26 protein-coding genes and 1 tRNA gene are annotated in these 21,379 nt (G+C 65.4%); 25 read left to right on the top strand and 2 right to left on the bottom strand.

All coding sequences use genetic code 11. From position 1 onward, the window contains the following. The first annotated feature begins 15 nt into the window (after positions 1-15). From J2D77_RS12995 to J2D77_RS12985, 3 genes are all read left to right on the top strand, one after another. On the top strand, positions 16-471 hold the full coding sequence (locus J2D77_RS12995) for a peptidylprolyl isomerase (protein ID WP_207846855.1): 456 nt from the start codon (positions 16-18) through the stop codon (positions 469-471). A gap of 197 nt (positions 472-668) precedes the next feature. Next, positions 669-744 (top strand) — tRNA-Lys (locus J2D77_RS12990). A 244-nt stretch (positions 745-988) separates the two neighbouring features. Beyond that, positions 989-1,162, top strand: a complete 174-nt coding sequence (locus J2D77_RS12985; RefSeq protein ID WP_207846755.1) for a hypothetical protein — start codon at positions 989-991, stop codon at positions 1,160-1,162. Positions 1,163-1,239: 77 nt separating this feature from the next. Here the strand turns inward: J2D77_RS12985 and J2D77_RS12980 are convergent, their stop codons facing one another. Both J2D77_RS12980 and J2D77_RS12975 read right to left on the bottom strand, forming a co-directional pair. Beyond that, complete coding sequence (locus J2D77_RS12980) at positions 1,240-1,548, bottom strand: hypothetical protein (RefSeq protein WP_207846754.1); 309 nt, start codon at positions 1,546-1,548, stop codon at positions 1,240-1,242. A 135-nt stretch (positions 1,549-1,683) separates the two neighbouring features. Continuing rightward, positions 1,684-2,535, bottom strand: coding sequence for a S24 family peptidase (locus J2D77_RS12975; protein WP_230975794.1), 852 nt, complete (start codon positions 2,533-2,535; stop codon positions 1,684-1,686). Between the two features lie 114 nt (positions 2,536-2,649). Here J2D77_RS12975 and J2D77_RS12970 point away from each other — a divergent pair, with 114 nt between their 5' ends. The 22 genes from J2D77_RS12970 (at position 2,650) to J2D77_RS12865 (ending at position 21,351) form a co-directional block, all read left to right on the top strand. Beyond that, entirely contained in the window at positions 2,650-3,897 is a 1,248-nt protein-coding gene (locus J2D77_RS12970) for a DUF1376 domain-containing protein (RefSeq protein WP_207846753.1), read from the top strand. Next, the gene (locus tag J2D77_RS12965; RefSeq protein WP_207846752.1) at positions 3,894-4,472 is read left to right on the top strand and encodes a hypothetical protein; all 579 of its coding nucleotides are present in this window, start codon (positions 3,894-3,896) and stop codon (positions 4,470-4,472) included. The genes J2D77_RS12970 and J2D77_RS12965 overlap by 4 nt, the downstream gene beginning before the upstream one ends. A gap of 21 nt (positions 4,473-4,493) precedes the next feature. Further along, a complete protein-coding gene (locus tag J2D77_RS12960) occupies positions 4,494-5,150 on the top strand; it encodes a hypothetical protein (RefSeq protein WP_207846751.1) in 657 nt (218 codons plus the stop codon). A 158-nt stretch (positions 5,151-5,308) separates the two neighbouring features. Continuing rightward, positions 5,309-5,929, top strand: coding sequence for a hypothetical protein (locus J2D77_RS12955; protein WP_207846750.1), 621 nt, complete (start codon positions 5,309-5,311; stop codon positions 5,927-5,929). After that, complete coding sequence (locus J2D77_RS12950) at positions 5,904-6,338, top strand: terminase small subunit-like protein (protein WP_207846749.1); 435 nt, start codon at positions 5,904-5,906, stop codon at positions 6,336-6,338. Before J2D77_RS12955 ends, J2D77_RS12950 begins: the two co-directional genes overlap by 26 nt. Beyond that, entirely contained in the window at positions 6,335-7,609 is a 1,275-nt protein-coding gene (locus J2D77_RS12945; RefSeq protein WP_207846748.1) for a PBSX family phage terminase large subunit, read from the top strand. Before J2D77_RS12950 ends, J2D77_RS12945 begins: the two co-directional genes overlap by 4 nt. Then, positions 7,606-9,369: a phage portal protein gene (locus J2D77_RS12940; RefSeq protein ID WP_207846747.1), complete on the top strand. Its 1,764-nt coding sequence runs from the start codon at positions 7,606-7,608 to the stop codon at positions 9,367-9,369. Before J2D77_RS12945 ends, J2D77_RS12940 begins: the two co-directional genes overlap by 4 nt. A 786-nt stretch (positions 9,370-10,155) precedes the next feature. Beyond that, positions 10,156-11,427: a DUF2213 domain-containing protein gene (locus J2D77_RS12935; RefSeq protein ID WP_207846746.1), complete on the top strand. Its 1,272-nt coding sequence runs from the start codon at positions 10,156-10,158 to the stop codon at positions 11,425-11,427. 12 nt (positions 11,428-11,439) lie between these two features. Then, the gene (locus J2D77_RS12930; protein WP_207846745.1) at positions 11,440-11,931 is read left to right on the top strand and encodes a structural cement protein Gp24; all 492 of its coding nucleotides are present in this window, start codon (positions 11,440-11,442) and stop codon (positions 11,929-11,931) included. A gap of 12 nt (positions 11,932-11,943) precedes the next feature. Continuing rightward, positions 11,944-13,005: a DUF2184 domain-containing protein gene (locus J2D77_RS12925; RefSeq protein WP_207846744.1), complete on the top strand. Its 1,062-nt coding sequence runs from the start codon at positions 11,944-11,946 to the stop codon at positions 13,003-13,005. Between the two features lie 6 nt (positions 13,006-13,011). Continuing rightward, positions 13,012-13,455 (top strand): hypothetical protein, encoded by a 444-nt coding sequence (locus tag J2D77_RS12920; RefSeq protein ID WP_207846743.1) that lies wholly within the window; start codon positions 13,012-13,014, stop codon positions 13,453-13,455. Next, complete coding sequence (locus J2D77_RS12915; RefSeq protein WP_207846742.1) at positions 13,452-13,910, top strand: DUF4054 domain-containing protein; 459 nt, start codon at positions 13,452-13,454, stop codon at positions 13,908-13,910. Before J2D77_RS12920 ends, J2D77_RS12915 begins: the two co-directional genes overlap by 4 nt. Before the next feature lie 45 nt (positions 13,911-13,955). Beyond that, positions 13,956-14,360: a hypothetical protein gene (locus tag J2D77_RS12910; RefSeq protein WP_207846741.1), complete on the top strand. Its 405-nt coding sequence runs from the start codon at positions 13,956-13,958 to the stop codon at positions 14,358-14,360. Beyond that, positions 14,357-14,884, top strand: coding sequence for a phage neck terminator protein (locus tag J2D77_RS12905; protein ID WP_207846740.1), 528 nt, complete (start codon positions 14,357-14,359; stop codon positions 14,882-14,884). The genes J2D77_RS12910 and J2D77_RS12905 overlap by 4 nt, the downstream gene beginning before the upstream one ends. Before the next feature lie 3 nt (positions 14,885-14,887). Next, positions 14,888-16,315 carry a DUF3383 family protein gene (locus tag J2D77_RS12900; protein WP_207846739.1) on the top strand — a complete coding sequence of 476 codons (1,428 nt, stop codon included), beginning with the start codon at positions 14,888-14,890 and terminating at the stop codon, positions 16,313-16,315. Between the two features lie 2 nt (positions 16,316-16,317). Continuing rightward, complete coding sequence (locus J2D77_RS12895; RefSeq protein WP_207846738.1) at positions 16,318-16,752, top strand: phage tail fiber protein; 435 nt, start codon at positions 16,318-16,320, stop codon at positions 16,750-16,752. Continuing rightward, entirely contained in the window at positions 16,752-17,222 is a 471-nt protein-coding gene (locus tag J2D77_RS12890) for a hypothetical protein (RefSeq protein WP_207846737.1), read from the top strand. Before J2D77_RS12895 ends, J2D77_RS12890 begins: the two co-directional genes overlap by 1 nt. A gap of 128 nt (positions 17,223-17,350) precedes the next feature. After that, positions 17,351-18,622, top strand: a complete 1,272-nt coding sequence (locus J2D77_RS12885) for a hypothetical protein (RefSeq protein ID WP_207846736.1) — start codon at positions 17,351-17,353, stop codon at positions 18,620-18,622. A gap of 64 nt (positions 18,623-18,686) precedes the next feature. Beyond that, positions 18,687-19,430: a hypothetical protein gene (locus J2D77_RS12880; RefSeq protein WP_207846735.1), complete on the top strand. Its 744-nt coding sequence runs from the start codon at positions 18,687-18,689 to the stop codon at positions 19,428-19,430. After that, positions 19,430-19,765 (top strand): phage baseplate plug family protein, encoded by a 336-nt coding sequence (locus J2D77_RS12875; protein ID WP_207846734.1) that lies wholly within the window; start codon positions 19,430-19,432, stop codon positions 19,763-19,765. The genes J2D77_RS12880 and J2D77_RS12875 overlap by 1 nt, the downstream gene beginning before the upstream one ends. Beyond that, positions 19,758-20,720 carry a baseplate hub protein gene (locus J2D77_RS12870; protein ID WP_207846733.1) on the top strand — a complete coding sequence of 321 codons (963 nt, stop codon included), beginning with the start codon at positions 19,758-19,760 and terminating at the stop codon, positions 20,718-20,720. The genes J2D77_RS12875 and J2D77_RS12870 overlap by 8 nt, the downstream gene beginning before the upstream one ends. After that, a complete protein-coding gene (locus tag J2D77_RS12865; RefSeq protein WP_230975793.1) occupies positions 20,695-21,351 on the top strand; it encodes a Gp138 family membrane-puncturing spike protein in 657 nt (218 codons plus the stop codon). Before J2D77_RS12870 ends, J2D77_RS12865 begins: the two co-directional genes overlap by 26 nt. Positions 21,352-21,379: the final 28 nt, after the last annotated feature.

Below are 21,379 nucleotides of genomic sequence, written 5' to 3'. Positions count from 1 at the left end.
GAAGACCTGATTTACATGGATGTTCCGGCAGGGCGCGTGGTCATTCGCCTGCGCCCCGACCTGGCCCCCAAGGCCGCCGAGCGTATCCGCACCCTGGCGGCAGACGGGTTTTACGACAACGTGCCGTTCCACCGCGTGATTTCCGGCTTCATGGCCCAGGGCGGCGACCCGACGGGCACGGGCATGAGCGGGTCCGACCTGCCTGACCTGCCGGCCGAATTCACCACCAAGGCCAAGTTCGAACGCGGCACCATCGGCATGGCCCGCACGGCTGATCCCAATAGCGCCAACAGCCAGTTCTTCATCATGTTCGAACCTTCCCCACATCTGGACGGGCAGTACACCATCGTGGGCGAAGTGATCGAAGGCATGGAAAATGTCGACAAGATCAAGCGCGGCGCGGGTGGTTCGGGCGTTGTGAAAGATCCCGACCGGATCACCAGCATGCGTCCGGCGACCGCCACCGCATAAAACACCAGCCCCGCCCGCAACGCTGGAGGGGGAGCGCGCTTCAGCGATCCTTGCTCTGCCACCCACAGGCGGGGCTGACATGGGCGGGTATGGGCCGTGGTGTTGAAAAACCCTCCACGCGCTTGACAGGGGGTGGCCTATCCGTTTAGGAACACCCCCATCCCGCAGCATGTTTATACACTGCGGGCTTCTAGCGTGAGCCGGTAGCTCAGTCGGTAGAGCATTCGACTTTTAATCGAATGGTCGAGGGTTCGAGTCCCTCCCGGCTCACCACTTCTTCTGAAAAGCGGCAGAAGTCAGCCCTCTCCCGTATGGCTGGAAAATTCATCTGGCGCCGCCTTCTTGCTACCCTTAGCGAAATACCTCCGTTTTCTCTTTGGCACTGGCCCCGTGGCGTCTTGTGCCGGGGCTGTTCCCGCGTGCGCCCAGGGTATGCGGGTGTGCACCGGCTGGCCGGCATGCAACCTTTTCCCTCCCCAGGCGCTGGAAAAAAGAAGAGAAATCAAGGAGAAGTCTCATGCGCCGATTGCTTGCCATTGTTCTCGTCCTGTCTGTTGTTGGTCTGGGCGTTGTTGCCTGCAAACCCCATAAGCGGACATTCGGTGAAAAAGTGCAGGATACGTTCGACCCGCCCAAGGGCGAGGCTGAAAAAGCAGGCCGCGCCATAGACCGTGCGACGGACGATCACTGAACGCTCTGCGGTGCGGAAAACGCGGCCCGGCGCGTGCGACATGTGTCCCTTCCGTCTGGCCAGTTGGTAAACATCATTTAAAGCACGCCTGATATCCGGTTCTGTGCCATAGGCTGTGCTGTGTGCAGGTCGCGCACCGCCTGGACCAGTTCGCCAATGCCTTCTGCACAGAAACCGGCCTGTATGTCGGCCAGTGCAAAATCCGTGAACAGGGGCCAGGCCAGCGCCTGGCGTGCGGTTTCCAACCCCAGAATGGCGCGTTCGTAACGGTCTACCTCGCACGCCATGGGGCGTGGCAGGTCCGTGGTGTCGAATAATCCATCACCCAGTGCGACCCGGTAGGGGGAAGGGGCTGTGTCGCAATCCCGATCCGGGCTGGTGGTCATTTCCGCTCCTTCACCTCTTGAATGGGCTGATTGTGCGTAAATACCGCACAAAAAGTCAAGCGGAAAAAGCGTACAGTCTTGTGCGAATTCTGCCTTGCCGCACAGGCTGGGTACGGTTGTGCGGCTCTATCGCGGTTATTTCCACGTCCATTTGCCCACAACACGACCGTTGATGCTGATTTCATCCAGGGTGAGTTCATAGGTGGAATAGGCGGGGTTGATGCTCATGATCCGCACCAGCCTCGGGTGTTCCGTGCCGGGCAGCAGCTCCAGGCGCTTGAGCACAAGGCCGAACCCGTCCCACAGGACATATACGCCGGGGGGGGATGGGCTGTGGTGGGCGGTATCCACCAGCACGCGATCCCCCGCCTGGTAGTCGGGTTCCATACTGTCGCCCGCGACCCGGACAATGGCCAGCGAATCCGGTGTTTCGGTGAAGGAGGCAATATAGCTGCGCGGCAGGTTCCAGTGTTCGACCGGGCGCAGCCCGTCTTCCGGGGCGCAGAGCACGGGCACCATGCCCGGCCCGGCAGAGGTAATGACATCGTATTCCGGAATCGCCACCTGGCTGGGCAGCACTGCGGGCGCGGCCTGCCCCGGATCCGCGTGGCCGGTCCTGTTCCCGGTGGCGGCCCCGGCAGTGTCGCGCACCCCTGTATCGACTGCGGTATGGGTGGTGTGGGGTTCGCCCTCGCGGCTGGGGGCGGGGCGTCTGGCGGCGGCGGTCAGGCCGGATTCGCCCGCACTCACACCGGCAAGGTTCCAGACCTCGTTGGCGGTAATGGGGGGGGTGCCGCGCCCGCTCAGGACCGGGACCATCGCCTTGACCATGCCAAGGGGCAGCACCTCTTTCTTGTACGTGGTCTCATACGTGCGGTAGGACGAGAATTTCTCCCCATAGCCCACGGCGCGCGCGAAATCGCGAATGGTGTAGCCCGCGCGTTCGCGCAAGGCTTTCAGCCTGTCTGTAATACGTGGTCCGGTCATGCGCCTACTATGTGCGAAAAGATCATACATGTCAGTGCGGAAAAAACGCTTGCACGTTGTGTGGAATACTAGCACACTTTGTGCATGAAACCAGCACAAAGTGTTCGTGCCGCCATGACAGACCTGCCCGACCCGTCCCACTGCCCCGGCCCCATGCGGGCCACCGCCCAGCAAATGCCACCCGCGCCCCGCCCGCACGACCCCGGCGCGTTCCCTCTCCCACCCCCCGATGATGGGCCGTCGTCGGCGCGGGCACCGTCGTCTGCATCGCCCTTGCGCGTGCTGGCTGGGGTATCGGCGGTGCCACCGCTGACCCCGGCGGATTGCGACCTGCGGGGCCTGCCCTTCATGCCGTTGGACACGGTGCGCCTGCTCGACAGTGACCTGTTCGCCCTGAGCACGGGGGCCGAGTTCAAATCCGCCGTGGCGTTGTGGTGCAAGGCCTGGCAGCAGGTGCCCGCCGCCAGCCTGCCCGATCACGACCGGGTTCTGGCGCATCTGTCCGGTGCCGGGGCGGACTGGGCGGCCGTGCGTGCAATGGCTTTGCATGGGTGGGTCGCCTGTGCGGATGGCAGGCTCTACCACCCGGTTCTGGCCGAAAAGGCGGCCCATGCCTGGAAAGGCCGCCTGGCGCAGCGTGCGCGCGCGGCCCGCCGCTGGCACCGCGACAGCACCCCGCCCGGGATCGGCCCCGACGCGGGGGCGGATGCCGCGGCATATGCACCGTCCCATGCAAGGGAGAGTACAAGTGAAAGTACAAGTGAGAGTAAAAGGGAGAGAACAGGAAAGAGTACAGGAGAGGGCGAGAAACGGCACATGATCCTGCCCGCAGGCGAAAACAGCGCATCTGCTCGGGCGGGTGCGCCATTATCCGCCAACCCGCCACGCGGGGATGCTGCGCGCGGGGCCGTAAAAGGGCGCGGCACGCGCCTGCAAGCTGACTGGCAACCTGATGCCGTACACATCGATTTTGCCAATGCACTGGGGCTGAATGCCGCCAGCATGGCCGAACGGTTCGTGGATTACTGGCTGGGCGTGCCCGGCGCAAAAGGCTGCAAGGCGGACTGGACAGCCACATGGCGCAACTGGTGCCGCCGTGAACACACAGCACAGGCGGACCCGGGTCGTGCGGGACTGGCCCATGCGGCGCGGGGCAACGGGGCAGGGCATGGCGCACCGGGCGGCGGGGCTACGGGCTGTGGGGCACAGGACGGTGGTGCCCCAGTTAGCGGCGCGCAAGGCAGCGCGGCCCTGGCCGGAACCGCCGGGGTGCCCCGTGCCGCTCGCGTTGCCAGGGCCCCTCACCCGCTGGAGGAACAGGCCCGGCGGCTGGCCCAACGCCTGCGGAACAGCCAGCCATGACCGGCATGTTTCCAAAAAAAATGCGGCACGGGGCGCGGACTTCGAGCGGTTCCCTGCCGGGGCAGGGCGGCGGGCAAGCCACGGCACATCCGGTTCGCGCCGAGGCAACCGGCCCGTCTGCCGGGCTGCCGCAACCGGGGCCGATGCTTGCGCGGTATCTGGCAACGTATCGCCCCGGCGGCTTTCCCCCGCCCGCGGCCCTGCTGGTGGAAGCGAGAAGCCTGCTGCCCCGCATCGAACAGGCCCTTGCCCCGCTGGACCCGGCACTCTTGCAGGCCAGCCTGCGCGACTTTGCCGAAATCCTGAATGCGGGCGTCGCAAATCCGCTACCCGGTGTCGGGCTGGACCTGCGGTGCCAGGCGCTGGCTGTGGTCTGCGCAGACCTGCCTGCCATGGTCTGGACAGGTGCCGTCATGCATGACGCCTTGTGCCAGTTCAGGTTTTTTCCATCGGCGGCGGAGGTCAGGGCTTTCCTGCATGCCCGTTGCGCGCCGCTTTACGGCATGGCGGCCTGCCTGCGGCTGATGCTTGCACAAGCCGAACGCCACACTACCCGGCAGCCCGCACAATTCTGATAGAAAAGAGATATACCCCGTATGAGACATAATATTTCCCCCAATGCCCCGACGCCGGAACGGCTGGCCCATTCCACCTTCACCACGGGCGATCCTGCCGCCACGGACCGGCCCGATACGGGTGGGGGGGATGCATCGGGCGGTGCCACCCACCGTGCCGGACTTTCGGCGGCGTGCCAGCCTGTGCCGTTTCGGGTTCTGAACACGGTGCAGGCCCTGCTGGGTGCCCGCGATATCGGGCAGGATGCGGCCAATGCGGCGGAACGCTGGTACAGGGACTGGGCTTTTGCGTATGAAGACGTGATCGAATTTGCCCCCGGCCATGTGGCGGACACCACCACCCGGCACGATGCGGTGTCCTGGCAGTTGACCCGGGGCCGGGCCGCAGCCCGCCTTGGCTGCGTGCGCGCGGCCCTTGGCGCCTGCACGGAAATACGCCTGCGGCTGATGCTGGTGCAGGAACTGTCCTTCGTGCAGATCGGGCGCGTGCTTTTCCCCCATCTGTCCGAAGCCCGCGCGCGGCTTAAAGCCTCCGCCCAATGCGCGATGGTGCTGGAACAGCTTGAAGCCTTTTATGCCGGCAGGGGCGAAAAAACGGCCGGGCCAGCCACGCCGGAAGCCCCGTGCAACGGTCAGGGAACTGTAAAAAACAGACGTGCAGAAAAAGATTTATCCTGAACGTGCAAAAAATATCTTGCGGGCTGCGCGCAGCTTGGGTATAGGTTTTCTTACATTGGAATTTCTGCGCCGCTCAGCCGCCCTCGGGCGGCTTTTTTTATGGCCGGTTCCCGCCCAGGCCCCCATGCGTGCCGGGCCACCTGTTTTCGGAAAAAATCATGATAAATCAGATCAACTGTGCGGACATCGTGCGTCTGCGCCGGTACGATGCCGTTTGCGTTGCCGTCCGGCATGACGCATGCGTGCTGTGCTTTCTGGTGCCGGGTTCGGAAAATACACGACACCGGGCGGATATTCCCCTTTCCATGGTGGAAAGTGCCCAGGCCGGTCTGGCCCCGGACCAGCGCGTGCGCTGTGTGGCGCGTCCGCATCGTGGCACGGGGGCGGTGGTGGGGCATATGCCGGCCGCTACCATGCGGCGCATCCAGGCCATGTTGACGCGCGAAAACACCCTCGCCGCAAGCGAACAGGCGGGCAGCCGGGGGCGCGGTGTGGGATGCGTGGCATCGCCCACCCGCAGCACGCCGCGTGCACCGGCTGGCATACGGGCCGCAGGGCAGAGCGTTGAACAGCCCGGCGGGTGGGCTGGCGGGCGCTGGTCCGGGCCGCTGAAGACGCGCAGCACGGACCGGCTCATGCGCCGTGGCGGCACGCAGGGGGCAGGCGGCCCGTCGGGTGGGGTTGCAGATGGTGCGGTCATGGGGGGGGTCGTCCTGCATGGGCGGGATGGCGTTACTGTCTTGCAGGTGGGGCATGGTGGAGAAAACAGACGGTCCTGACGGCAAGCATGCGGTCGTGTCGGCCGAACAATGGCGCCGCGTGCTGAGCCTGACGGAAGAAGGGCTGAGCCTGCGCGACATTGCCCACCACCCGGGCATGCCCGCCTGGCCGGTGCTGCGCCAGCATGTGCGCCGCAGCGGCGGGGCGGCCACGGCTTACGCCCGCGCGCGCATGCTGGCGGCAGAAGCGTTCGAGGACCGTCTGCTCAAGGAGCTTGAAACCGTCAGGGGGGATGACACCGCAGCCCTGCGCCTGCGGATCGATACGCTGAAATGGCTGATGTCCAAACGTGCCCCCGCACGCTACGGCGAACGGACTGGGGCAGACACACAGGCCCCCGCGACCCGTGCGGCCCCACCGGGCGTGATCCGCCGCATTATTGTTGATCCCGAGCAGGATATATCGTGAAAAAACCAAAACCCGATGGGCGGCGCGGCGGTGTGCTGGACATGCCGACCGCGCGCGTGTTCGCGCCCCTGCTCGGCCCGTGCCGTTACAAGGGGGCCTATGGCGGCCGCGGATCGGGCAAGTCGCATTTTTTTGGCGAATGCGTGGTGGAGGAACATCTGCGCTTGCCGGGACACCGCACCGTATGTATCCGCGAGGTACAGAAATCCATGGAACGTTCGTCGCGCCAGTTGATTATCGACAAGATCAGCCAGCACAACCTGCAAGGATTTTTCGATATCCAGGACCGTATCATTCGCACACCGGGCGATGGGGTCATCATTTTTCAGGGCATGCAGGCGCATACGGCCGACAGCATCAAGTCGCTTGAAGGGTTCGACCGTGCGTGGGTGGAGGAAGCACAGTCCCTTTCCGCCCATAGCTGGCGGTTGCTGCGCCCCACCTTGCGCAAGGCGGGGTCGGAAATATGGGCAAGCTGGAACCCGACTTTCGCACAGGACCCGGTGGATGCCTTCTTTCGCGGCCCCGGTTCGGACAGGGCCGATCTTGTAGCCGTGCGCGCCAACTGGGCGGATAATCCATGGTTTTCCACCGGCACGCTGGAAGCCGAACGCCAGGCCGACGCCCGCACCCGGCCTGAGGAATACGACCATATCTGGGAAGGCGCTTACCGCACATGTTCAGACGCGCTGGTGTTTGCAGGCCATGTGCAGGTCAGCCCTTTTGAAACACCTGCGGATATCCGCCCCTATTACGGCGTGGACTGGGGTTTTGCCAGGGACCCGCTGGCGGCCCTGCGCTGCTGGATACGCGGTGGCGTGCTGCATATCGATTATGAGGCAGGTGGCACGGGTATTGAACTGGACCGTATTCCCGCCGTGCTGGATACCGTGCCGGGTGCGCGCCAATGGCCGTGGAAAGCGGACGGCGCGCGGCCCGAAACCATCCGCTTTCTGGCCCGGCATTACGGGTTCAAAATCACGGCGGCCCGCAAATGGCCCGGTAGTGTGGAAGATGGCATAGCCAGGCTCAAGACATTCGAACGCATTGTGGTGCATCCGCGCTGTGTGCGCGTGGCGGCGGAATTCCGGCAATACGCCTACAAGGTGGACCCGCATACGGATGACATCCTGCCCGTGGTGGAGGATGCCCACAACCACTGGATGGACGCCCTGCGCTACGCGCTGGACGGCCTTATTCACAACCGGCGTGGCCTGCCCCGCTTCACGGCGGAAGGCGTGCGCCAGATTTCAGGAACAGGGCCGGTATGATAAAAGGTTTTCTCGGTAACGGATTACGCCGCCTGCATGGGCGTGCGCGCTTTGGCCAATCAGGCGGCCAGCCACACAGCCAGCCCATGCGGGTGGAACCGCGCGCGCCGTTTCCCCCCTGTGTGCCAGGCGGCGCGCAGGCCGGCCATGCCGATGCCCACGCTCCGGGTGATGACGGTGGTTCGCGCCCGGCTGGTGCCCGCACCGGCGCTCGCCCCCCTGTCGGTTCGGACCGTGTGGTGCGACGCGGCCTATTCGCGCGGCTGGGCCGGGCTGTTGCCGGGGCAGGGCAGGGTTTTGCACCCCTACAACAGGGGGGTGCAGGTGCGCTGTTTGCGCCGTATCGCCCGCCCGAAGGGGTGCGCGGCAGTGTTGCGGCATCTGCCCCGCATTCCCCCGCGGCACCGGCCCTGGCGGCCGATGGTAGTGCGGCCGATAGTGGCGCGGATGGCGCTGCGGCCCGTTTTGCCGCCGCCCAGTTCAGCCTGGGCAGTGGCGTGCTGGCTGACGGGCTGCCTTTTCGCGGCTATCCCAATCTGGCGGCCATGATGCTGCGGGCGGAATTTCGCAAGCCTGTTGAAATCATCGCGCGGGAAGCCACGCGGCAGTGGATCCGCTTGCGCTGCGCCCAAACGCGCCCCGGCCTGGCTCCACCGGCGCAAACCGCCGCCCGCCTGCACGCGATCGAGACGGAATTCGTGCGCCTGAACGTGCGCGATCTGGTGCGCAGGCTGGCGGTTCATGCGCTGGGTTATGGCATGGGCCATGTCTGGATCGGGCTGAAAGGCGCGGCTGGTGCCCCATCCGCACAGGCCCTGCCGCTGCGCCTGACCAGCCACGGGATCGGGCGCGGCCAGCTTGAACGGTTGAGCCTGATCGACCCGGTCTGGACCACGCCCAACAGCTACAACGCCACCAACCCGCTGGCGGAGGATTATTATCGCCCGGCCGACTGGTGGGTGCAGGGCACGCTGGTGCATGCCACGCGCCTGCTGAACATGGTGCCGTACGAAGTCCCGGACCTGCTCAAGCCCGCCTACAACTTTGGCGGTCTGGCCCTACCGCAGATGCTGGAAGCGTATGTGCACAACTTCCTGCGCACACGCCAGTCCGTTTCGGACATGATCAGCAATTACGCCACCCGCGTGCTGCGCACCGACATGGCAGGCACCATGAGCGACACCGGCGGCCCGCCGGAACTGGACGCCCAGGGCATTACCGCCCGCCTTGCGGCCATGACGGCGTGGCAGAGCAATAACGGCACCTTCGTGCTGGACCGCGAGACCGAAGATTTCGCGATCAATGCAGCCCCGCTCTCGGGCCTGGCGGATTTGCAGGCCCAGGCGCAGGAATTCATGGCCTCCGTGCCGGGTATTCCGCTGGTCAAGCTGTTCGGTATCCAGCCGCAGGGGCTCAATGCCTCATCGGATGGGGAAATCCGTGTTTTCTACGACGAAATCGCGGCTTTCCAGCAGGCCCATATCGCCCCGGTGCTGCGCGCGATCCTGACACTGGTGCAGTTGAACCTGTGGGGCAGTGTGGACAGCACGCTGGATTTCGAGTTCGTGCCGCTCTGGCAGATGTCCGAACAGGAAACTGTAGCCATGGAACGCCAGAAGGCAGACACCGATGACGCCAATATCCGCGCGGGCAAGATCACCGCGCAGGAAGCCCGCGCGCGGGAGGCAGCGGATGCGTCCAGCCTGTACCGCACGCTCGACCTGGGTGCGTCCCCCGAAGGTGGTGGTGCCGTGGCGTAGAAAAAGCGAGGATGCATGTTTTCCAAAAAGTGGCGTTTCCAGAAGCTTTTTGAAAAAAGCTTCACCAAAAACTTTTTCCCTATTTTTGGGGTATTTCAGGGGTGAGCCCTTCAGTCGGACTGCATCTGCCCGGTGAGCGAAATAGGGGAGGGATTTGCCGTGCCCAACACCTATACTTGTGGCATTACAAAATCTGGGCGTGCCAGAATTATGTGTCTAAATTGTTGTGACCTTCTGCGACGTTTTCAAAGATTGTTTATACACTGTCTCTTAGTATAATCGCCTGGTTAAATCTGGGAACAGGATCGTCTGACACGCTTACCCTCTCGGACATAATGCCGTCCGGTATTCGGAATAGTGCATATAATAGCGTTAATATTTCAAAACCATTTTTTCGCATGTTCTGCACATTCACCGCTTGACACTGCGCGCAGCATAAGGCACAAAACAAGAACAATGGATGTGCTGTAGCCGCTCTGCGGTGTGTATTCGGATGTTCCTGTGTGGTCGGGTCGTAATGGGCCGATCGGATCACGTCCGAACTGGTATCTGCAACACGTTTCAAAATACCGTATCGACGCAAAAAGCTTTGAGCGCCGCCTTTCTTCACAAGGGCGGCGTTTTTTGTGCAGCACCCATTGCCACAGACGTTCCGGTGATGTCGCAGCCCGTCTCAAGGTCCGGCTTTTTTACAGTCGCGCAAAAGCATCCGCGCGCCATGCCGGGTAAGCCTGCCCGGTGCGAAACAATGCCGCCGGGCAAAGGACAACCAAAAAAGGATAGTCAATGGTGGAACAGGTTTTCAGCCTCGCGCTGGACCGTGCGGGTTCGGTGCGGCTGACGGATGAGGACGGGCGCCTGCATGTTGCGCGAACACCGATCAGCAAGGCGGCGGTCAACAGCTATTACGGGCGTGAAATTCCCGGCTTTGCGGAACTGGGGCTTGACCCCGACAGGCCCTATCGCCTGTTGCGCGACCCGGCGGAACTTGCAAAAGCCGCTGACAGTTTCAACGCCCTGCCGGTTCTGGCCGAACACGCCCATGTCACGGCCCATGCCCCCCGGCCGGATCTGGTGGTGGGGGCGACCGGTACGGCGGCGGCGTTCGCGCCCCCTTACCTGACCAATGCGCTGACGATCTGGAACGCGAACGCCATCGAGGGCATTCGTTCCGGCGCGCAGCGCGAACTGTCCTGCGCGTATCGCTACGTGCCGGTCATGGAACCGGGTGAGCATGACGGCCAGCCCTATGACGGCCGCATGACCCAGATTCGTGGCAACCATGTCGCTTTGGTCCGCGCCGGGCGCGCCGGGCCGGATGTGCTGGTGGCCGATGAAAAACCAAAGGAAAACGCAATGGATGTTTCTCCACCGGCAGCGCGCGCCGCTGCCACAGACCCCGCCATAGGCAAAGGGGCTGCCCGGACGGCCGGGCAGGCTTTCGCCCTGCTGGGCACGGCCATCGCTTCGGGCCGGTTGAGCCTGACTGCACCCGTGGCGGATCTGCGCGCCTGCCTGGACAGGTTCGACCCCAAAGGCGAGGGCACGCAGGGTTGTGCCGAAAGTGCGGACAGCCCGCATGCCGGCACGAGCCGGGATACGGATGAACAGGGCCACGCACGAACCGGCGCACAGGCTCGCACGCAGGCGAAAGGCTCGTCGGCTCCTGCGAATGCGGGGCAGGAGACGGAGCGCCCCGAACTGGCGGGCGACAGTGCGGTGCGTGTCGCTGTGGATGCCGCCCTGCGGGCCGAACGGGAACGCACCACTCAACTGGCTGAAGCCCTGGCCCTGGCCCGCCCGCTGGTGGGGGAGGTGCTGGGCATGGACAGTGCGGAGGACATTCTGCGCTACGCCCTGCAGGAACGCGGGGTGGACACGCAGGGCGTGAACCTGCCCGGGCTCAAGGCGCTGGCTTTGGCGCAGGGGACCAGCGCGCTGTGCGGTGCGGCCAGCGGTTCCGGCCCGCAGGGTGGGGTTGCCGCCGACAGTGCCGCTGCTGCGCGCGCATCGGCCCTTGCCACCCGTTACGGCGTTGCGACGCCGCGCAAGTTTTAAGGAGAGCAGGTAATGAGTTTTCCCAATAGTGTGAATTACAACTGGCCCGCGGGCTTTCCCGGCGCATGGGCCACCGATAACCCGCGCCGCTTTGTCGTGCCCGGCCCCAACGGCTTTCGCGCCGGGGCGGGTGGTGTTGCGGTCGCGGCCTTTGCCTGGGTGCAGGCCGATGGCGCCAGCGTGCTCAACGCCGGCGCCAACGCCCCTTCGGGCCTGGTCTGCCGGGCCCAGCAGGGTGTGCTGACCCAGTATCTGCAGGATGCGGGCCTGACCGTGCCCGAAGGTTTTGGCGTGGCCCTGGCGGCGGGGGGCGACGTGTTCGTTCTCTCCACCACGGCGGCCAGCATCGGCCAGGCGGTCTATGCCTCCACCACCGATGGCACGATCCAGACCGGGACTGCGGGCACGCCCCCTGCCGGCACGGTGGAAACGGGCTGGGTGGTCGCACGCGGTGGGGCGGCTGGCCTGCCCATCATCATCACCGGCCCCACTGGCGCAGCTTAAGGATTACCAGGCATGACTGCAATTTTCAGAAACGATGCCCCCACCCTTGCGCGGGACTGGGGCATTCACCTGCCCGGCGTGCGCGGCTATTTTTCCGAAATGGCCATGGATGCGGACCTGCCCGCCTATGCGCCCGTCACCGCCCCCAACAGCGCCATTCCCGCCCTGTTCACCACCTATACGGACCCCGCGATCATTCGCGCGCTGGTGACCCCGACCCGGTCCGAAGCCATTTACGGCAGTGCCAGAAAGGGCGACTGGACGACCGATACCGCGCAGTTCCCGGTTGTGGAACTGGCGGGCTACGCCACGGCCTATGACGATTACAGCCCGGCGGGCACGGCCGATACCAACGCCAACTGGGCGCATCGCCAGTCCTTCCATTTCCAGACCTGGACCCGCTGGGGCGAGCGAGAGGTGGACCGCATGGGGGCTGCGAAAATCGACTGGGTGAACCAGAAGAACATGGCCAGCATTTCCGTGCTGAACAAGAACGCCAACGCCATCAACCTGTTCGGGTTGAGCGGGCTGGAACTGTACGGCGCGCTGAACGACCCGCAACTGCCCGCAGCCCTGGCCCCCGTGGCCAAAATCGGGCCTTCGGGCAGTGCGGCGGCCGGCAATAGCTGGGCGGACGTGACCGACCCGGTTCAGGTTTATGCCGATATTCTCAAGGCCTTTGGCGCGCTGACCACACAGATGGGCGGCAACCTGACCCTTGAAACCCCCATGACGCTGGTCATCCCGACCGAGCGGCAGCAGTGCCTGCTTTACACCAACCAGTATCAGGTGTCCCTGGCCGATCTTCTGCGCAAGAACCTGCCCAACCTGAAAATCGAAACCCTGCCCGAAGCCGGAACGGCGCTGGGCGGGGGGCAGGCGTCCACCACGCTCATGCAGTTGTTCGCAACCCAGGTGGACGGGCAGGAAAGTGTCACCACCGCTTTTACCGAAAAACTGCGCGCGCATGCGGTGGAACGGTATTCCTCCAATTTCCGGCAGAAGAAATCGCAGGGCACGTGGGGGACGATCTGGTTCTACCCGCAGGCCTGCGTCATCATGGCGGGGGTCTGATCGATCATGGCACAGGCAACATCCGCCCCCCGCGCGGGGGCATCGGTTACGGTCATCTGTCGCATGCCTTCGGGCCTGGTGCTGGATCTGTACGACCAGCAGGAACTTGCGGCCCGCGCCACCTCGGCCGTGCCGGTCATGGGCCCACCGGTGCCGCGTGCGAGCGTACGCCTGAAAGGGGCTGTGCGCGATCCGCGTTTTCATGCCCGGGATAACCGCCTGCTGGGCCTGGGTGGCCGCACAGAGGTGGATGCCGGCTTCTGGGCCGCATGGTGCGCGCAAAATCCGGGCTACGGACCGCTGAAGAGCGGGCTGATCTTCGCCCAGGCGAAGGAGGCCGACGCCCTGGCCGAACTGGCCGAACGCGGTGCGCACCGCACCGGGCTGGAAGGGCTGGATCCTGAACACCTGCCCGGTGTCGCCCCCCTGAATGCCGAGGGAGCCGGATGAGCGGGAGCGCCAGCCCCGTCCCCGGTGCAGGCCCGCCCGGCGTTGTCGTGTTCGATTACGGCGCATGGTCGGCCCTGTACCCGACCCTTGCAGCCAATGTCGATACAGCACAGGCGCAGGGTTATTTCGACCTGGCCTGTCTGTACCTGGACAATACGCCAGCCAGCACGGTGCGTGACCTGAACGGGCGCGCCGCCCTGCTGGGTTTGCTGGTCGCCCATCTGGCAAGCCTTGCGCTGCCGCAAAGCCAGGGCGGGGCCGGGGGGCTGGTGGGGCGTGTGTCCGAGGCCACGCGGGGCAGTGTTTCGGTCAAAACCGAATTCGCCACCCTGTCGGAACGGGCGGCGTGGTTCGGGCAGACCCAGTATGGCGCGTCCTTCTGGGCGGCCACGCGTGGGCTGCGCCAGGCCCGCTACGTGCCCGGCCTGCCCCAGCGCCCCGCGATATGGCCATAGGCCTGAACGTATTTTTACAACCCGATCGATAAGGGGAACAGGACCGTGTTTTCCATTGCCTTGCGCGCGACCGGTGTCGTGAACGCACCCATAACCGCGACAGTGCGATCGAGCACGGGCAATGTCGTGCAGGCCGATGGCGCCGTGACCCCGCAATACAGCGCGGCCAGTCTGCAGATCGAGGTACAGGCGCTCAGCACGCAGGACCTGCGCCAGATCGACACCATCAGCCAGCAGGCGGATATGCGCGCCGTCTACATGAACGCACCACTGCGCGCGCTGAACCGGCCGCTGCAACTTGGCGGTGATATGCTGAGTTTTTACGGATCGGACTGGCTGGTGACCCAGGTGCTGGAAGACTGGGGCAATGGCGAATGGGTCAAGGTGGTGGTGACACGCCAGGACCCACCGCCTGCCACGCCTGCGCCTTCGGTTACCGGTGCGGCATGAGCTACGCGCTTACCCCCACGCAAAGCCAGCTTTATGCGGCGTTCAGGGCGTGGCTGGTCTCCGTATTGCCCGGGGGCGTGCAGGTGGTGCGGGGCCAGCAGAACCGGGCGGCACCCCCCTTATGCGCGTTCGTGACCATGCTGATAACCGGCAGCGAACGGCTGGCCACGTCAGGCTGGCGGTATACCGCCACCACGCGCGAGGTGAGCGAGGCAGTACAGATCAGCCTGCAACTGGGCGTTTTCGGGCCGGACGCCCATGACCATGCGCAGGCCGTGGCCGCCCTGTGGCGCGACATGCAGGCGGTGGATTTTTTCACTGCTCAGGCCATGCCCATAACACCGCTTTATGTGTCGCACGCGCGGCAGGTGCCGCTGAGCGATGGCGAACACCAGTACCAGGCCTGCTGGATGCTGGACCTGGACATGCAGGTCACATTCAGCCTGAGCCTTGAACAGGATTTTGCAACAACCCTGTCGGCCGCCACCGTGCTGGCCGACACACCCCACCCGCCGGAGGAGTAAACCGTGGCAGGCATTCCCATTTCCACCCTTGTTCAGGTCACGCCGGGCGTTCTTGCCGCAGGCGGCGGGCTGAACGACCTGACGGGCCTGATCCTGACCCAGGATACCGACGTCGTGCCCGCGGGCACCGTCACCGCCTATACCAGTGCCGCCGATGTGGCCACGGCCTTTGGCGCTGCCACGGCCGAGGCCGCAATGGCGGGCGTGTATTTCGCGGGGTGCGCCAATGCGGTGATCGCCCCGGCAACATTGCTGTTCGGCGGTTATGCCCCCACCACCGGCACAGGGGCCACGGCCACCGCCACGCTGGAGGGGGAAAGCATCAGCGCGCTGACCATCACCGCCGGGGGCACGGGTTACACAGCGCCCCCGCTTGTCACCCTTGACGGCGGGGGCGGCACGGGGGCCACGGCCACCGCCACGGTTGCGGGCGGGGTGGTGACGGGCCTTGTCGTGACCGCTGGCGGGTCGGGCTATACAGCCGCCCCCACGGTTACGATCACCCCCGCCGGGGCGGACCCGGCGGCGCAGATGGCCAGCCTGCGTGCGGCCAATGCGACATGGAACGGCTTTGCCCCGGCATTCGAACCCCCATTGGCGGACAAGCAGAGTCTGGCGAACTGGGTGGGCATGCAGGACAATGCCGTGTGGGGCGTGATCTGGGATACGGACCCCCAGGCCGTGGTTGCCGCCAATGGCGGGGCCAGCGGCGGAACCAGTGGGGGAACCGGTAATACGGCGTTCGGCCCCTGGCTTGCGGCCCAGGCGCTTGGCGGGGTCAGTGCGGTATATGGCAATGCCGCGGCTGCGGCGCTGTGCCTGGGCTGGATGGCGTCGCTCGCCTTCGGGGCTGCGGCCGGGCGACAGACCCTGGCCATGGTGCGCGACGGCACGGGCACGCTGACCCCCGCCGTTACGGATGGTGCCACGGCGGCAATCCTGCTGGCCAATGGCTATAATTTTTACGGGGCCTACGCCAATGGCGGGGCGGCGTTCCAGTTCATGCGGCCGGGCAGTGTGTCCGGGCCGTTTGCCTGGGCGGACAGCTATATCAACCAGATCTGGCTGAACGCCAACCTGACGGACGATCTGGTGAACCTGCTGCTCAGCACTGGGCAGATCCCCTACAATACGGAAGGCGACACGCTGGTGGCCGCAGCCGTTGCGGGCACCATTGCCCAGGCCGTGGCGTTCGGGGCCATCCAGCCCGGTGTGGCGTTAAGCGCATTGCAGCGCCAGCAGATCAATACCGCCGCAGGCCTTGCCACGGCGGCTGACAGCGTGGCGACAAGGGGGTGGTATTTTCAGCCCGGCCTGTCCACGGCGGCGGCCAGCTACCGGGCCGCACGCACGACGCCCCCCGCGCGCCTGTGGTACGCGGATGGGCAGAGCGTGCAGTCCATCCAACTGAACAGTGTTGAGGTACAGTAAGCATGGCGCTCGATATTACGGCGGCCAACGCCATTTTCACCATTACGGTGCCGGGCCTGTATAACGCGCCCGTCACGTTGCAGAACTTCGCTACCGACCGCGCGTGGGAAACCGCCGAGCAGATCTGTTCGGAAAGCGAAATGTCGATCGATGGCTACCTGAACGCGGGCTGGGTGCCCAGCCCGGTGGACCAGGCCATTGTCCTGTCCGCCAGCAGCGACAGCGTGCTGGTGTTCGAAGCCATCCTGGCCGCCCAGCAGACGGCCCGCGCACTCTACCGGCTGGGGGCGGAGGTTACGCTCCAGTCCACGGGGCGTAAATATACGCTGGTCAACGGCGTGCTGCACGCCCTGGCCGCCATGCCCAGTGCGGGACGCGTGTTGCAGGACCGCCGGTTTTCCGTACGCTGGCAGGCTGTCTACCCGGCAGGTGTGTGATGGCGATCCGCGAAGTGACGGTAACGGTCGGCCAGGACGGGGCCGATTACGGCAAGCGGTTCGTCATTACCCGCATGCCCGCCATCCAGGCGGACCGGTGGGGGCGGCACTGTTTGCAGGCCGCCATTGCCGGCGGCGGGGATATTCCCGGCCTTGCCGAAGGGGCGGGGCTTGCCGGAGTTGCGGCGGTGGGCCTAGGTATTTTCGGCGCGATGGAGCCCGCGCGCATGGACGCGCTGATCGATGAGCTGATGCGCTGTATCAGCGTGCAGCCCGATCCCGCCAACCCGGCCCTGCGGCGTGCCCTGCATGACAGCGATATCGAGGAAATTCCCACCGTGGGCTGGCTGCAAAAGGAAGCCTTTGCCCTGCACGTGGATTTTTTCAAGGGCGTCAGCCAGTTGTTCTCCCTGCTGAGCGGCCTTCTGGCTCAGCCCGACAGCGACCTGCCGCCCGATACGCCACTGTAGAACCACGCCACGGGCTGGTCGTTTCCGAAGGGCTGGCGAGCCTGCATGAACTCCAGACCATCTATGACAGCGAGGATTTTGAAGACCTGCTGGAAATGGCGCTGGTCAAACGCTTCAACAGGTAGAGCATGGCAACCATTCTGAACGCGCTGAACACCCGGCCTGGCCCCGGCTTGCACCCAAGGCCCGTTATGGGCTTTGTAGCCCTGCTGGCAGCCCTGCGGCGCTACCGCGCAGGCCGTCTGGCACAAGGCCGTGACGCAGGGGGGGCTGCGGGTTTTCGTTCTGACCCATCCATGCACGGACACCGGTTTTTGATTCCGACCGGGAGTGTGGATGCAGCTTTGGTCACCCCTCATGCGGCGGATACGGGGCAGGGTGAGGGTGCGGCCCTGTCCGGTGTGCTCGCGGGGCTGCGCGCCCTGCTGGCCCATGCGCGTGGCGGGGCTTTTGGCGGCCCCACCGCCACCGGGCCGCGCGGGACGCGGGTGGCTTGGGCCTCCCCTATGGTGGGGCGGCGTGCCGGCGGTGGCGTGTCTGCTCCCCGCCGCATGTCGTCCGGGCTTTCTCGCGACATATCGGACAATTTTTTCAACAGGATTGCGAACGGCCCGTCAGATGCATTGCCATTTGTGCCGGTGACGCCGCCCAGCGCGGGGCGCCTGCGCGACGCCATGCGATCCGTGGGCCGTGATGAGGCTGGTTTGTCAGTCCTACGCGTGCCGGCGGCCAAGCTTGCGGGGGGCGGGTGGACCGGCGGACAGAACCCGTGGGTGGCGCTGCTTGGCCCGCAGGCGAATGCCGCCAGCCCCGGCCCGTTCGGGCTGGGCCACGGCATGGCGCAATGGGGGGCCGCGCGCTGGCGTGCCGACAGGGCTTCTGCTTCGGCAACAGGCGGCCATGGCTGGCGGGGCAGGGAAGGTCGTTCCGGCATGATGGCGGCCCGACCAGGGGTTTTCCCGTCAATGGCCGGCGTTTCTGTGGGGCAGGGGGCGGGGTCGTTCGATGCCGGGCTGGCAGGTGGCGGGGCATCGGCCGGCAGTCATTCTGCACCGCGGGGTCTTCGCGCACCCGGGGCCGCAGAGGCCGGGGGTGGCGGTCCCCGCTCCCTTATGGCGGCCACAGCGGGTGAGCACGCCATGCCGGGCACGATGGGTCTTGTCCACACGGGTCTTATCCATGCGGGCGTTGCTGATTACCTGGCCCAGACGGAGCTTGCGACCGAACGGGCCGCCGCCTTGCCCAGCGGGCCCCGATGGGATGAGCCCGCAACCCATGTCAACGCATCCGTGAGCGTCAGCACCCCCGGTGGCGTTGCCCAGGCTGTGGGCGAGCAGGTGGAACGCCAGCTCCATACGTTGAAGATGCAGGCCAGGCAAAGCAATTTCGGCATACGCTGAAGGGCCCCCTGTCTGCTGCTTCTGCTGCTGCCCGTGTTTTTCACCTTGCATGAAAGTTTTTCGCATGGCGCTTCTTCCTGTCAGCTTGCCTGCGGCCTGGAGCGTGCCCGTGGCCGCGGGGGTTCCTACATTGCTGGGCCAGTCCGTGGCGGCAGGGGTGCGGGCTTCGGCCTCGGTCACGCTGGCCACCACGCTGGATGACACCCTGATCGGCTGGGCGGATACGCAATGGGGCATTTTTACCAGCGATAACCAGCCGGTGGTTACATCGGGGCGGGTCAGGGCGCTGGATGTGCAGGCGGGCGGCACCATTGCCACGGCCCCGCTGGAGAACGGCTCGTTCCTGTCCTACAACAAGGTGCGCGCCCCTGCCCGCTACCGGGTGGAAATGCTGTGCGACGGCACCAGTGCGGGGCCGGGTGGCGCGGGCATGACCGACCTGCTGGCCTCTGCCGCCGCGCTGACGGGCCTGTCCAGCGGGATCGGGCCGTCAGCGGCGCTGACCATCCGGCGCGGGTTCCTGCAGGCGCTGGATAATCTGGTGGCCGATCTGGGCCTTTACCATGTCACCACACCGGAGACGACCTACGCCAATGTCAATGTGGTCGGCTACAGCCTGCGGCGGGAAGCCCATCGCGGCGTGACCCTGCTCTGGGCGGAACTGCTCTTGCAGGAAGTGCGGCTGGGTGCGGGCAGTATTGCGGGGGGTACGGCAAGCCCGGCGGGTGCCCCGGTGCAGAATGGCGGCACCGTGCAGGCGACGGATGCCAGCCAGATCGAAGCCGCAACCAGCGGGGGGTTTTTCTGATGGCGCAGCTTGTTCCGCTCAGCCCCGTGGCCGCCCAGAGCGTGCAGGTTCCCCTGTCCGGCCATATGGTGCAGATCGACCTGCGCCAGAACAGTACGGGGCTTTACATGACGCTGACACTCGACGGCACCATGCTGCTGGCGGGCGTACTCTGCCAGGATCGCACCTGGCTGGTGCGCAAGAGCTATTTCGGCCTGCCGGGCGATTTCGCCTTTTGCGACATGCAGGGCATATCCGACCCGTCTTATACCGAACTGGGGTCGCGCTTCGTGCTCGTCTATGCCCCGGGCGTTCACACCCAGGTGCAGGGCGGAGACGGAGGCCAGAATGTCTGAAACCGCTCTGGCCAGGAAACGCATCGATATCACCATTGCTTTTGCCGATGGCGGGTTCGGGGCGCAGGGTGCGCCGTCGCTGACCCTGACCGGACATTGCGTGGCCTGCCATATTCTCAGCACCGGGCTTGAAACCGGCATGATGTGCCGCCTGCGCGTGCAGGGCATGGATCTGCAGACCATGAACCGCCTGTCCGTGGCCCAGGCCGGGGTGGTGGCGCAGGGGCTGAACACCGTGGCGGTCATGGCGGGGGATGACGGAACCGTGCTGCCCCTTGTGTTTGCGGGCGGCATTACCGAAGCGTTTGTCGATTACAACACCGCCCCCGATATCGCCTTTGAAATCCAGGCCCTTTCCACGGCCATTCCTGCCGCCGCCCCCGTGGCCCCCACATCGTTCAATGCGGATGTGGCGGTGTCCGTCGTCATGGGCGCGCTGGCGGCCAAGGCGGGGCTGGGCTTTGCCAATAACGGCGTCGATACGGCGCTGGCCGGTGGGGTGTATTACAAGGGGGCGGCGCTGGAACAGATCGACGCCTGCGCGCGGGCGGCCAATATTACCTACCATATCGGCATGGGGCTTTTATCCATCTGGCCCTATGCGGTGCCAGCGCAGGCGGGTGGGCAGGACGTGCCGGAAATTTCGGCGGCGACGGGGCTGATCGGCTACCCCAGCTACAGCCAGTACGGCGTGGGATTTCGGAGCGTGTTCACACCCTCCATCGGGTTTCGCGATCTGGTGCGCCTGGACAGCCCGTATTCTCCGGCTGCCTGGGCCAACGGGGCCGGGCAGGTGGGCAGTGTCGCAGGGGGTGGCATTCTGCCGCCGTCCAACGGCGTGTGGGTGGTGCAGAGTGTGGCGCACGACCTGCAATCAGAAACGCCGGGTGGTGCGTGGACAACAACAGTGGAGGCGGCAAGGCCCAGTCTTGCCGGGCAGAATTTTGCACAATGACCTGATCGGCTCCCAACGGCCAGAGGACGCGCAAAGCCCCTTCAACGCCATGAACGCGGCCATTCGCCGGGTCCTGTCCATGCTCGGCACGCCCTTGCCGGTGCAGGTCCGCGCGGTCAACGGGGGTGGTGTTGCGGCGGTGGGCTTTGTCGATGTGCAGCCCATGGTTCACCAGCAGGATGGCGCGGGCCGCCCCGTTCCGCACGGGATCATACACAACGTGCCCTATATCCGCCTGCAGGGGGGAAGCTGCGCCATCATATGCGACCCCTGCGTGGGCGATATCGGGTATATCCTTATTAGCGGGCGCGATATTTCCAACGTCAAGGCCACGCGCGCGGCTTCGGCCCCCGGGTCCTTCCGCCAGCATGACATGGCCGATGCCGTCTATCTGGGCGGCCTGCTCAACGCCGCGCCAACGGAATATATCGGCTGGGTGGGGGGTGACGTGCACGTGCACACCAAAGGCCGCTTCGTGATCGACGCCGCGCAATGCCAGATCAACTGCGCGCTGAACGTGCAGGGGGCCGTCAGTGCGGGCGGGGATGTCAAGGCCGGGTCCATCAGCCTTGAAAGCCATACCCATTCGGGCGTGCAGGCCGGTTCCGCCAGCACCGGAGCCCCGCAGTAGCGGGCGAACGACAGTGCCGGCCCCGCTC

Source organism: Acetobacter garciniae (genome assembly GCF_017377735.1).
In the GTDB taxonomy this organism is placed as follows: domain Bacteria; phylum Pseudomonadota; class Alphaproteobacteria; order Acetobacterales; family Acetobacteraceae; genus Acetobacter; species Acetobacter garciniae.
The sequence above is the reverse complement of the archived record's forward strand: the minus strand, read 5'-3'. Positions and strand labels throughout refer to the sequence as shown.